Source organism: Mucilaginibacter sp. PAMB04274 (assembly GCF_039634385.2).
GTDB lineage: Bacteria > Bacteroidota > Bacteroidia > Sphingobacteriales > Sphingobacteriaceae > Mucilaginibacter.
In genome coordinates this window covers 802850-815378 of the sequence record NZ_CP155081.2, presented here as the reverse complement: position 1 = coordinate 815378, position 12529 = coordinate 802850, and the positions used below count along the sequence as shown (strand labels likewise).

The following is a 12529-nucleotide window of genomic DNA, read 5'->3' as shown; positions in this document are numbered from 1 at the left end:
AATGTAAGTTTAAGTAATAAAACAGCTTCTATTTTATGAACTCCTTCTGGCAAGATATACGTTATAAGATGCTTCAATCCGGCAGCCGCATTAACCTGCTTATTGGCATTAACGTACTGGTTTTTTTATTAATCAATATCCCTGGCACGTTCCTGTATTTATTTATGGGAAACCCCATGCTGAACGAGTTTGCCAATGAATATCTTGCCCTGCCCGCAAGTTTGCCCAAACTGGCCACCCGTTTTTGGACGCCCGTTTCTTACATGTTTATGCATGCTGATATATTCCACATCCTGTTTAATATGCTTTGGCTGTTTTGGATGGGGCAGATATTTGAAGAGTACCTGGGCAAAAAACGCATACTTGCCCTGTACATCATGGGCGGTTTAGCCGGCGCTGCGCTTTACATCCTATCTTTTAATGTATTCCCGGCTTTTGCAGGTGTTTTACCAGTAAGCTATGTGGTAGGCGCATCGGCCAGTGTAATGGCTATTATTATTGCTACAGCAACGTTACTGCCTAATTATACTATTTACCTGATGTTTTTGGGCCCGGTTAAATTGAAGTGGATTGCCTTATTTTATGTAGTAATTGACTTTTTGAGCATAGTTGGCCCCAATGCCGGTGGAGAGATTGCACACCTGGGCGGTGCATTGCTAGGCTTTATTTATATTAAACAACTTAACCGTGGGCATGATTGGGGCCGTTCGGTAGATTCTGTTTTTAACCAGCGACCAAAGGTTAAAGTGGTATCGCAAAACAAAACTTATCAGCAGCAAACTTCATCCGTGCCCCGGCAGGAAGAAATTGACCGTATTTTAGATAAAATTTCGCAAAGTGGTTATGACAGCCTGAATAAGCACGAAAAAGAAGTATTGTTCCGGGCTAGTAAACATGACGGGTAAAAAAAAGAAGCTTAATATTCTAGATAGGTTATTTTTATGGCTGAGCGTTTTGCTCAGCCTGGGTTTACTTATCAGTTACCTTTCGCCTGTAACCGATCCACGCACGTTTTGGCCAATTGCTTTCTTTGGCTTAGCCTACCCTTTCCTTTTGCTAGGTAATTGCCTGCTGGCGCTTTACTGGCTGCTACGCAAAAGCAAGTACATTGTAGTACCCGTAGTTTGCGTACTCCTAGGGATAAGTACCCTTAAGGACAACATCGGGTTCCGGTCATCAGGTAAAGCCGATGAAAATATAGAGTCTGCAAATTCGGTTAGGGTAATGACCTACAATGCCCATAATTTTAAACCATACGGCGAAAAAAACGACCTCGCCACCAAGCAACAAATGTTGCAGTTAATTAGTGATGAGCAGCCCGATGTAATAGGCATACAGGAGTTTTACAGCCGTAAACGCGGTCAGTATGCTATTAAAGACTCGATGTGTAAGATCATGCAGTCGCAGGTTTACTATTTTGAGCCATTTAGTTTCAGCAATGAGGATGAGGCGATGGGCATAGCCGTGTTTTCAAAATATCCAATCGTTAACAAGGGTAACATTATTTTATCCGAAGAGAGAAACAGCGGCAACCAGTGCCTGTACGTTGATATCAAAAAAGCCAACCACACCTTTCGCTTTTATAGCATTCACCTGCAATCTATTCAATTTGACCCTACTGATTATGATTACCTGAGCAAGGTATCTAAAGATGGCGGCGCTAACCTTGGCTCGTCTAAACGCATTGGCGGTAAACTAAAACGTGCATTTTTAAAACGCAGCGAACAGGTAATTAAAATAAAGAATCACGCTGCCAGCTGCCCCTACCCGTATGTTATTGCAGGTGATTTTAACGATACGCCCGCATCATATGCCGTGCACCAAATGGCCAAAGGACTTAAAAATGCATTCCGCGAGAAAGGATCGGGTTTTGCACGTACGTACAACGGTAGTTTTCCTAACTTCCAGATAGACTATATTATGGCAAGCCCTAATATGAACGTTGCCAGTTATCACATTGTAAAAAAGCGCCTGTCAGACCATTATCCGGTTTGCAGCACCTTGCTGTTTAAGTAAGGATTATGCCATTTCTAACAGCATAGTTTACTGCAAACATTACTACCCTGAATTAAAAATTGTAAGTTTGCGCCCATGACACAAACGGTATTTGTTTACAATACTTTAACCCGTACCAAAGAAGAATTTATTCCGCTTGATGCCCCTTATGTAGGCATGTATGTTTGCGGCCCTACCGTGTACAGCGATGCCCATTTGGGTAATGCCCGTACGTATATATCATTTGATCTGATTTTCCGCTACCTTACGCACTTAGGTTACAAGGTACGCTATGTACGCAATATAACCGATGCCGGCCACCTGGAAGGTGATGGCGATGAAGGCGAAGACAAAATTTCAAAGAAGGCAAAACTGGCTAAGCTGGAACCTATGGAAATTGTGCAAAAGTACAGCACTGGCTTTCATGATATAATGCGCGAGTTTAACGTATTGCCTCCCAGCATTGAGCCTACTGCCACCGGCCACATTATTGAGCAAATTGAGCTGGTAAAGATTATGCTGGATAAGGGCTATGCTTACGAAGTAGATGGCTCTATTTATTTTGACGTTGAAAAATATAACCAGGGAACTGATTATGGCGTACTAAGTGGCCGCCACCTGGAAGACCTGTTAACCAATACCCGTACCCTTGGTGGCCAGGATGAAAAGCGCGGCAGGCTCGATTTTGCGCTTTGGATTAAAGCCAAGCCCGAGCACTTAATGAAATGGCCCTCACCCTGGAGTGTGGGTTTTCCTGGCTGGCATTTAGAATGCTCGGCCATGAGCCATAAATATTTAGGTGAGCAATTTGATATTCATGGTGGCGGTATTGATTTAATTCCAACCCATCACACCAATGAGGTAGCTCAAAACACAGCCTGCTATGGTAAAAACCCGGCCAAGTACTGGGTACACACCAATATGCTTACCGTGAACGGGCAAAAAATGTCAAAATCATTAGGCAACAGCTTTTTACCACATGAGTTATTTAGCGGCAACAACAGTATCCTGAATAAAGGCTACAGCCCTATGACGGTGCGTTTCTTTATGTTGCAAGCTCATTACCGCAGTACGCTCGATTTTAGTAATGATGCTATGGAAGCCTCCGAAAAAGGTTTCAAACGGTTAATGAATGCTTATACTTTATTGGATGGCTTAAAGCCTTCTTCCGGAACTGAGGTAGAAATACAACCCTTATCTGACCGTTGTTACCAAGCCTTAAACGACGATTTTAACAGCCCGGTGTTAATTGCCGAATTGTTTGAAGCTTCGCGTATTATTAATTCAGTGCATGACGGCAAGCTAAAAATTGACGAGGCGAACCTGCAATTGCTAAAAACCTTGATGCAGACCTTTGTGACCGGCATTTTGGGCTTAAGGAACGAACAGGCCAGCACTGATGAACTACCCCAGGTGCTCGATTTTATTGTGAATCTGCGAAGCGAAGCTAAGTTTAACCGCGACTATGCCACTTCAGATAAAATACGCGATGGCCTGCAAAAAATAGGTTTTCAGCTTAAAGACAGCAAGGAAGGCACTACCTGGAATAAAGCCTGATATCATTATAAAGTATTGTAATAATCAAATATTTTAGCCAGGTCTTCATCCTTTTTAAAGTTAAGGCCTGCTGTTTTTAAGTAAACGTCCAGTTCAGTTTTCTTATCGGCCAGCGCAGTTAATACTGCGCTTTTGCTTTTTTCAAGCTTTTCAAGCTTGTTTTTTTTATAAACATAGTAATTGGTATAATCCTGAAATTTCCTGGTTTCGGTGGCATCGTAATTTTTCACTTTGTTGAGTAGTTTGCCCTGATGTTTGAGTAAAGCCACTTTACCATTGCTCGATAATACCTCGTAATAAGAACCTGCTGTTTGCTTATCTATTGCCGGATAGCCGTTGGCAAACGTTGGCGATAGCGGCGTATAAATAGTGAAAGACTTTATTTGGTCTTCAAACTTCATGGCTTTGTCGCTGGTATCATAAACAAAGAGCAACATATCATCATACAAATTGTAATTCAATTTTATATTGTCATACACCTTGCCCGTAGTTGTTACGGCCTTACCTGGCAGAAACTTGTTGTACATAAACGGGGTTCCATCCACATCCTCGTAAGTCCCTTTCCTAATTAGTCCGTTTTCGCCATTCACAAAATATTCCACAACTGTGGATGTTGATTGTGCGCTAACCTTAAATACTGTTAAAAGTAAAACAAAGAAGAATAAGGCGGGTTTAGATAGGTTCATGACTAAAAGCTGTTAATGTTAATGAGAATAGTGTATAGGGTATGTAATGCCATTAAAATGCCGGCAAATAAATCACTAACAAAATAGTGATGATTGGCCACTTATCAAAAAAATCATAGCTTATTTGATTTAAAGATCAGACAATTAGCGTTTCGTATAGTTCCATTCACAATATTTTCAACCAATTTTAGTTATATCAATTTGCATTTATCGCTTTAATTTAAGTAATCTTACCGCTTCATTTAAGCAAAGCTTCAATCTAAATATGAAAATGAACAAAGCTATATTGGCTGTAGCCTCCCTGAGTTTTTACGCCTTAACGGCAACTGCGCAAAAAAGCGCCTCTGTACAAACCGTAGTTAAAGCCGAAGAAGATTTTGTAAAACAGACCAGCCGCAAAGGCATCAAAGAAGCATTCCTGGCAGTAGCCGATGCCGAGGGCATTGTTTTTAAACCAGAGCCCATTAAAATAACTGATTTTTACGGCCGTATTGATAAGCAGCCGGGTACCCTTACCTGGCAGCCAAAATTTGCACGTATATCTGCCAACGGCGATTTGGCTTTTACGGCCGGCCCATATGTTTACCAAAACGGCAAAACCGATGATGACAAGGTATATGGTGACTATGTATCGTTATGGCGTTTGGATGCAGCTACCAATAGTTTAAAGCTGCTGATGAACATGGGTATACAACACCCGCCAAGCACCAGAACACAGTTAACTGATATTAAGGATCCTAATTCCACAACTTTGGTAGCCGCCAGCAAAGATCCATTTAATCCTAAAAAGATTATTATGGATAACGACCGCCAGTTTAACCAGGGGCTTAAAATATCAACTTTAGGCGCTTACAAAGAATTTTTTACGCCCGAAGGTCACTTATACTTTCCTGGTTTTGAACCCATGTCGGGCATAGATCAGTCCTTGAAATTTGTAGCAAATCAGGCTATCACTATCTCTGGCGAAACCATAAATGCAGGTCGCGCAACCAGCAATGATCTGGCTTATAGCCAGGGTCGTGCCCGCATTCGCAAGGGCAACATTGTAAGCAATTACAACTACCTGCGCGTTTGGGAAATGGATAGCCAACATCGTTGGAACATCATACTGGAAATTTACTCGGCTATAGAGAACGAATAAACAATTGTACCATAAAACACAAAAGCCTGCTTTGTAAGCAGGCTTTTGTGTTTTGTAACATTATTGGCTGCAGCTCATCTAATGGCATAAATACTGGCAATATACTTTGTATATTTCACCCAAATGATGATGTTATGAGTGATACTCCATTAATACAAATACGCAACCTTTCCAAATTGTATGGCAGCAAATTGGTGCTCAAAAATTTGTCGCTTGATATTTACCCCGGGCAGGTTATTGGTTACATAGGCCCAAACGGTGCAGGCAAATCTACTACAGTTAAAATACTTACCGGGCTTATACCCGAGTTTGGCGGCGAGGTACTGGTTGATGGCATCAGCATGCAGCAGGATCCGCAGGAGATCAAAAAACGCATTGGCTATGTACCTGAAAATGCCGAGTTGTACGACGTGCTCACCCCAATGGAATACCTGGACTTTATTGGCAAATTGTATGACATGGATGAGGATCAATTGCATACCCGCGCGGCACGGTTACTTACTGCCTTTGGCTTGGGTAATAATAAAGACGACCGTATGGACACCTTCTCCAAAGGAATGAAACAAAAGGTGCTGCTTATATCGGGCATTATACACAATCCGCAAATCATCATACTTGACGAGCCGCTCTCGGGTTTGGATGCCAACGCGGTAATTATGATCAAGGAACTGATTATGCGCCTTTCGCAGGAAGGAAAAACCATATTTTATTGCTCACACATGATGGATGTGGTTGAAAAAGTATCAGACCGTATCCTGCTTATAAACAAAGGAGAAATTATTGCCGATGGCACATTTGAGTCGTTAAAGCAAAACCATGCCGACACGCTGGAACGCGTTTTTGCCAAACTTACCGGCCGCGATGAAGACACCAGTGAGGCTGATGCCATTATTAACGCATTTGATTAACAACGGCCTGGTATGAATAAATTACTACTAAAGCTGGTAAACCTTTTAATGCCCCTGCTCGAAAGGACTGGGGTAGATACTTATCAGCTCTATCATATACTGCGGATAAAGCTGCAAATGGACGATCGCAGACCGAGCGCTATGTTTAGCCACCGCCGTAAAGCTGCAGCAACACCAGGCAAGGCCACCAGTTCCTGGGCTGTATCATTGGTTACGGTATTTGTAGGCGGCTTTATGGGGGTAACTTTATTGTTGTTCAAGGGCCCCATGAGTGGTCAAACAGTTTACTTCAGCATGTTTATGGTAATGATGGCTTTAACGCTCATTACCGATTTTACCACCGTACTGCTTGATGTACGCGACCAGTACATTTTATTACCCCGCCCTGTGAGTGACCGTACACTGGCTATATCGCGTATTTTACACATCAGTATTTATGTTTTCAAGCTAGCCTTGTTGCAGGGTTTGGCAGGTATAGTAATTATAGGCTTTGTTGATGGTTTGCTGGCCGTGCCGTTATTTATTGTACAGATTATACAGATCACCTTTCTGAGCATTGTACTGGTAAACGTGGTATACCTTATACTCATGAGAACCGTATCACCCGAACGGTTTAAAGATGTAATCAGCTATTTCCAAATCGGATTTTCGGTTGTTATTTTTGCCGCCTATTACCTGCTGCCCAGGTTGATTGACGTATCAGATTTAGCCAGAATAGAGTTACTACATCATACTTGGTCGTACTTTATACCACCGGTTTGGATTGCAGCCCTTAACGAAGTTTTAATCCATCCCAACAGGGCTACGCTTATAACCAGTTTAATGGCAATAATTGGCGTTACTGCTCCTTTGGTTGGTTTATGGCTGGTAGCGAAAGTATTAGCCCCGGGCTTTAATAAACGCCTGGCTGTAGCGGCCACATCCGATGGCAATTCTACCGGCCCGGCTCCTGCCCACGGTGCCGGCAAAAAGCCAAAATTCGACTTGGTTGGTAAAATGGCCAATCTTTTAGCACCAAACCCGGTAGAAAATGCCGGCTTTCGTATTACCTGGAAACTGGCTGCCCGTGTACGCGAATTCAAATTAAAAGTATATCCTGCCTTTGCCTATGTGCCCATCTACTTTGTATACTTTGCCTTAAATGGCAAAGGTAGCCTTGCCGACAGGTTTCATAAATTACAAGCCGGCTACTACTACATTTTTTTAATTTACTTAAGCACATTTATTGTTTCATCAGTACTTCAGAACATTTCGTTTTCGGAAAAATTCAAACCGGCATGGATATATTATGCGCTGCCCGTTAAGCAGCCGGGCAAAATTTTATCGGGCATGTATAAGGCTGTAGTGGTATTGTATTATTTGCCCTACTGCATTATACTGGGTGGCATAAGTATAGCCATATGGGGCCCAAAAGTTATAAACGACATTATACTGGCCTTTTTTGTAGGAATGATATACGGCATACTGATGGCGCTTTTTATGGTAAAAGGGTTGCCGTTCTCTAAACCGGTGTTAATTAAGCAATCGGGCGGCCGCATAATTACTTCACTGCTCGTTATGAGCTTTATACTGGTAATAGGCGCCGGGCATTATGCGTTGATTAAGTTTGGCTTTGATATGGTTATCTGGATATTAATTATCCCAGCAGCTATTGTATTTTGGATAATGCTTTACTACTATAAGCGCCAGGGCTGGGACAGTATTGAACTGGAAGAGTTTTAATACCGGCTGATTTATTTACCCCTTGCTTAGCAAACTTAAACGCTGAGCCGAACAGATTCATATAACAAAAAAGCCCTGTATTGCTACAGGGCTTTTTTGTTATATGAGAATATTAATTTTAGTAACCTACTACAGTTTTAAAAATCGGAAAATCAACCAAGGTTTGATAGATAACACGGTGGCCGTTATTATTTAAATGTATGCCATCACCAGCCGAATAGTACTTTAAAATACTCCATGTTGGCGAGCTTAATTTACGCAGGTAATCATCAACATGGCCCGGAAACATAGCTAATACCTTATCATTTAATATCTTGATACGTTTACGCTGATCCAGCAGTTGAAAGTTACGAGGCTGAGTGCTTGTAATAATAAACTCTATACGTTTGGCAGCAATCTGACCAATAATGTTCCGATAGTTGCTTATAATTTCTTCATCTCTGAAATTAAGGGCAATATCGTTGGTAGGCAAATTGATGATAACTAATGAGGGATTATACTTGAGCGCTGCCGTTACATTTCTGTTGGTATCAGGCTTTGGCCTTATAGATGCAGGAGACGACCCGGTTTGCATGAGCTGGAAAGTGGTATACCCCCCTTTACCAAGGTTAATTAATTTGAAGGGCTTCTTATCACGAACGAGTTTGGCGTTTAAGCGTCCGGCCCAGCATGAATCGGCTACACTCGCACCAAAACCGGCAGCAGTAGAAGAACCTATAATTACAATACGCTTAGTGGTATCAATTATCTTACCCGGATCTATATCTAGCGGGTTAGATGGAACGTTAACGGTTGCATTGTCGTCGGCAAATTCATTTGTTAGTGAATCTTTTTTACAGGCAGTAGCCAGTAACACAACAGCAATAATAAGTACAGAACACTTAAGTTTTTTACAATACATTTGTTATTAAGCAGGGATCGTAAATTTATAAATAATTTGTAAGAACAGCAACGTTGCAAATACTGTTTTTTCATTTTCTTTAATTGATTATCAGTAAGATAATTTAGCCAAACTTCATATTATAAACTTTGTTATGCCTAATGAGGGCAGCAAACGGATATTTCACTTTATTAACAAATGTTAATAATTAGTTAAAACTGATGAAGCTCCGTAGCGTTAAGTGAGTACAGAAAAACAAAACATCTACATTATGGCAACTACTAAAGCAAAAAAACAACCGGAGAATACCGAGAACGTTGAAGAATCAGCATTAAAAGAATTATTTGTTGACGAGTTAAAAGACATTTACTGGGCTGAAAAGCACCTGTCAAAAGCCTTGGTTAAATTAGCTAAAGCAGCTACTTCTGATGAACTGCGTGCATCATTAGAAACTCACAAAGAAGAAACCGACAATCAGGTAACCCGCCTTGAACAGGTATTTGAACTGATAGGTGAAAAAGCATCAGCTAAAAAATGTGATGCTATGGAAGGTTTGATCGCGGAATCAGAAAGCATTGTTGAAGATACCGAAGACGGATCAATTACCCGTGACGCTGGCATTATTTCAGCTGCTCAAAAATCAGAGCACTACGAAATTGCTTCATACGGCACCCTGCGCACACTGGCCAACACTTTAGGTTACAGCGAAGCAGCTCAATTGCTGGAAGAAACTTTAGCTGAAGAGAAAAAAACTGACGAGTTGTTAACTCAGTTAGCCGAAAGCTCAATTAACATTGGCGCTAAAAGCGAAAAAGCATAAGCTATACATAGCTTTACAAATAAAAAAAGCCATCCTAGTACCGGGATGGCTTTTTTTATTTACAACTAACTAACTTTATTAGCAATTCTTTATCTTTGCAACTCATAATCAAGATGAGTGCAGGGTTGAATTTTAATATTTTAGAACAGGATCTCCTTTTATTACCAGAGCGTGCCATTTACTGGCAGCAGCAAAAAGCTTTAATTGTAGCCGATGTACACTTGGGCAAGTCGGGGCATTTTCGCAAGGCTGGTATAGCTGTGCCTTCACAAGTTGGCCATGAGGATCTTAAATGCTTAACCAAACTCATTCATCTGCATCAACCCAAAAAGATCTGGTTTCTGGGCGATTTGTTTCACAGCAGCATGAACGGTGATTGGCATGATTTTGCCCAATGGCGGCAGCAATATCCCGCCATTATAATGCAGCTGGTTATAGGTAACCATGACATTATTAAGGAGCAGCACTACCACGATATTGATATATCCACGCATCAGGAGTTGCAGGTTGGGCCGTTTTTAATGCTGCATCACCCGCAAGATAACCAGTGCCTGAATCAACATGAGCATTATGTGTTTTGTGGCCACATACACCCGGGGGTTAAGCTTAGCGGTAAAGGCCGGCAATCTGTAACACTGCCCTGCTTTGCTTTTAGTGATCGTCAGGCTATACTCCCATCTTTCGGTAAGTTTACCGGCAAGGTGGCAGTAAAGCATCATGAAACCGACAAAGTGTTCGGCATACTGGAAAATAAAGTGATTGCAGTTTAATGATGCGCCAGGTAATCGCGCACTATAAATTCTAAGCGGCTAAAGCTTGCATCACGCTCTATAATTTCCCATTTACCGTTCAATACATAATAGGTAGGTATTTTATTGATAGCCCACTGCTGCGCATTGGCCGATTCATCACCTTTCAGGTCGGCATACTGCGGCCAGGTAACTTTATCATCGGCAATGGCTTTAGTCCACCAGTCACGCTTACTATCCAGCGATATACCAATGAAACCTGCCTTTTTGTTATCCAGGTTTTTCAACATGCCATCGATTATATCTTTATGGTTCATGCGGCTGATCTGGTTGCCTGCCTTCCAAACCTCCAATACATATACCTTCTTGTCCAGTTTAGTTTTATCAAATTTAGCACCATCAGGTGTGGTGCCGGCAATATCGGGTGCTTTGGCGCCAGGTAACAACTTCATCATACCGGCCAGTTTTTTGCCTACAAACTTACCTTCCTCGCTACTTTTTGCTGCCTGGCTTAGCTTATTATAAATTTCATAGTAAGGCTGCACGTCACGTTCGTATTGCAGGCCTAACATGATGTGTGTGGCGGCCGTACTATTGGGGTGCTTGTTAATAAATTGCCGGAATGCCTTAAGCTTCAGCCTATCAATATCTGTTTCGCCCGGCTCCAATTTACCCACTACTTTATGGTGTGCTTTAAGGCTTAGTTCATCCTGTATGGTATAATAAGCCGTAAGCTCGTTTTGTATAGCAGATGATGAGGTAATTTTTGGATAGCGGTCCAGGTGGGCTGCATCGGCTTCAAGTGTATACTGGCCGGCCTCCAGGTAAACTTCCATGGGGTAATCATCACTACCGGTTTGCTTAATGCTCACTTTGCCATAACCGGGGTTTTCAAAAACCGTATCCATTTTAAAGGAGCCGTTGGTAATATTCTGGCCGGCAATGTTATTGCCATCAGCATCAGTAACAATAATAACGGCGTCTTTTGCGCCTGTAACGTTACCGCTGAAAGCGATTTTTGGCAACTTAGTGTTGCAACCGGCGATGAAAACTGCAGCCGCAAACAGGTAGTAAATTCTTTTCATTAAACTCAAAAGTGTGATGGGCTAATATAGTATTTTAAGGTTAGCTTAATAAAAACGGCTGCATAATTTTAGAATGTTTCTAAATAGACAATAACCTGACAATTACTCAAATCAATACCTATGTTTTGGGTTATAATAAATATTTTTGCCTGATTAAAAATCTGATATAATGAGTGAATTAAAACAAACCTTTAACTCTTCACTGGGAAAAAAGCTGATTATGGCTTTAACAGGCTTGTTTCTGTGTACTTTTCTAATTGTGCATTTGAGCGGTAACCTGTCGCTGTTTAAACATGACAATGGCCAGGCGTTTAACGAGTATGCCAACTTCATGACCCACTTCCCGCCAATACGGGTGGTGTCCATTCTGTTGTATTTATCTATCATAATACACAGTGTGTACGCGTTAATTTTAACCATACAGAACCGCAAGGCTCGTCCGGTTAGTTACGCAGTGGGTACCAAGTCTCCCGTTTCTTTTTCATCAAAAAACATGGGCCTGTTAGGATCAATCCTACTGTTGTTCATTGTTATTCACATGAAAGATTTCTGGTTTAAATACCACCAGGACGACTGGTTTGGTAAAAGCGCTTATTCCGTTCCGTTTACAGAGTACAAAACCGATTTGCGTACCGGCAAGCAAATTTCTGCTAAGGCACTGCCACCGGGCGAGTACGAATATGCAAGGTTTACTGAAGGCAGCACCGAAACCTTAATTGCTAAAAACCTGAACGCCAGCGTTGAAACCAGCTTTAAAAACATCTTTTACGTTATATTTTACGTAATTGCTATGGTAACGCTATCGTTCCACTTAAAGCATGGCTTCCAAAGTGCATTTCACTCTATAGGCTGGGTACACCGCAAGTACAAACCAATTTATGAGTTTATAGGTACCTGGCTGTTTGCTGTAATTATACCTATAGGTTTTGCTTTGATGCCTATCATTTATTATTTCACCAGATAATAACCGCTTAACCGCTGTTATC

Annotated in this window: 12 protein-coding genes; 9 read left to right on the top strand and 3 right to left on the bottom strand. The window is 41.6% G+C overall.

The window, feature by feature from the left end:
• Positions 1 to 35: 35 nt before the first annotated feature.
• The 3 genes from ABDD95_RS03435 to cysS all read left to right on the top strand — a co-directional run bounded on the left by ABDD95_RS03435 (position 36) and on the right by cysS (position 3552).
• Positions 36 to 905 carry a rhomboid family intramembrane serine protease gene (locus tag ABDD95_RS03435; protein WP_345950501.1) on the top strand — a complete coding sequence of 290 codons (870 nt, stop codon included), beginning with the start codon at positions 36 to 38 and terminating at the stop codon, positions 903 to 905.
• Positions 895 to 2016: an endonuclease/exonuclease/phosphatase family protein gene (locus ABDD95_RS03430; RefSeq protein WP_345950500.1), complete on the top strand. Its 1122-nt coding sequence runs from the start codon at positions 895 to 897 to the stop codon at positions 2014 to 2016. Before ABDD95_RS03435 ends, ABDD95_RS03430 begins: the two co-directional genes overlap by 11 nt.
• 75 nt (positions 2017 to 2091) lie before the next feature.
• The gene (gene cysS / locus ABDD95_RS03425) at positions 2092 to 3552 is read left to right on the top strand and encodes a cysteine--tRNA ligase (protein WP_345950499.1); all 1461 of its coding nucleotides are present in this window, start codon (positions 2092 to 2094) and stop codon (positions 3550 to 3552) included.
• Between the two features lie 5 nt (positions 3553 to 3557).
• On the opposite strand, the gene ABDD95_RS03420 is transcribed toward cysS, so the two are convergent.
• Positions 3558 to 4238, bottom strand: a complete 681-nt coding sequence (locus tag ABDD95_RS03420) for a hypothetical protein (protein ID WP_345950498.1) — start codon at positions 4236 to 4238, stop codon at positions 3558 to 3560.
• Positions 4239 to 4503: 265 nt separating this feature from the next.
• Between ABDD95_RS03420 and ABDD95_RS03415 the strand changes: the two genes are divergently transcribed.
• The 3 genes from ABDD95_RS03415 (at position 4504) to ABDD95_RS03405 (ending at position 8009) form a co-directional block, all read left to right on the top strand.
• Positions 4504 to 5379 (top strand): hypothetical protein, encoded by an 876-nt coding sequence (locus ABDD95_RS03415; protein ID WP_345950497.1) that lies wholly within the window; start codon positions 4504 to 4506, stop codon positions 5377 to 5379.
• A 134-nt stretch (positions 5380 to 5513) separates the two neighbouring features.
• Entirely contained in the window at positions 5514 to 6287 is a 774-nt protein-coding gene (locus ABDD95_RS03410) for an ABC transporter ATP-binding protein (RefSeq protein ID WP_345950496.1), read from the top strand.
• A 12-nt stretch (positions 6288 to 6299) separates the two neighbouring features.
• The gene (locus ABDD95_RS03405; RefSeq protein ID WP_345950495.1) at positions 6300 to 8009 is read left to right on the top strand and encodes a hypothetical protein; all 1710 of its coding nucleotides are present in this window, start codon (positions 6300 to 6302) and stop codon (positions 8007 to 8009) included.
• A 118-nt stretch (positions 8010 to 8127) separates the two neighbouring features.
• On the opposite strand, the gene ABDD95_RS03400 is transcribed toward ABDD95_RS03405, so the two are convergent.
• Positions 8128 to 8910 (bottom strand): SGNH/GDSL hydrolase family protein, encoded by a 783-nt coding sequence (locus ABDD95_RS03400; RefSeq protein WP_345950494.1) that lies wholly within the window; start codon positions 8908 to 8910, stop codon positions 8128 to 8130.
• Positions 8911 to 9160: 250 nt separating this feature from the next.
• Here ABDD95_RS03400 and ABDD95_RS03395 point away from each other — a divergent pair, with 250 nt between their 5' ends.
• The gene (locus ABDD95_RS03395) at positions 9161 to 9709 is read left to right on the top strand and encodes a ferritin-like domain-containing protein (RefSeq protein WP_345950493.1); all 549 of its coding nucleotides are present in this window, start codon (positions 9161 to 9163) and stop codon (positions 9707 to 9709) included.
• 113 nt (positions 9710 to 9822) lie between these two features.
• A complete protein-coding gene (pdeM, locus tag ABDD95_RS03390; RefSeq protein ID WP_345950492.1) occupies positions 9823 to 10479 on the top strand; it encodes a ligase-associated DNA damage response endonuclease PdeM in 657 nt (218 codons plus the stop codon).
• On the opposite strand, the gene ABDD95_RS03385 is transcribed toward pdeM, so the two are convergent.
• Positions 10476 to 11543 (bottom strand): hypothetical protein, encoded by a 1068-nt coding sequence (locus ABDD95_RS03385; RefSeq protein WP_345950491.1) that lies wholly within the window; start codon positions 11541 to 11543, stop codon positions 10476 to 10478. The two genes, pdeM and ABDD95_RS03385, sit on opposite strands and share 4 nt — an antisense overlap.
• A gap of 169 nt (positions 11544 to 11712) precedes the next feature.
• Here ABDD95_RS03385 and ABDD95_RS03380 point away from each other — a divergent pair, with 169 nt between their 5' ends.
• Entirely contained in the window at positions 11713 to 12507 is a 795-nt protein-coding gene (locus ABDD95_RS03380; protein ID WP_345950490.1) for a succinate dehydrogenase cytochrome b subunit, read from the top strand.
• Positions 12508 to 12529: the final 22 nt, after the last annotated feature.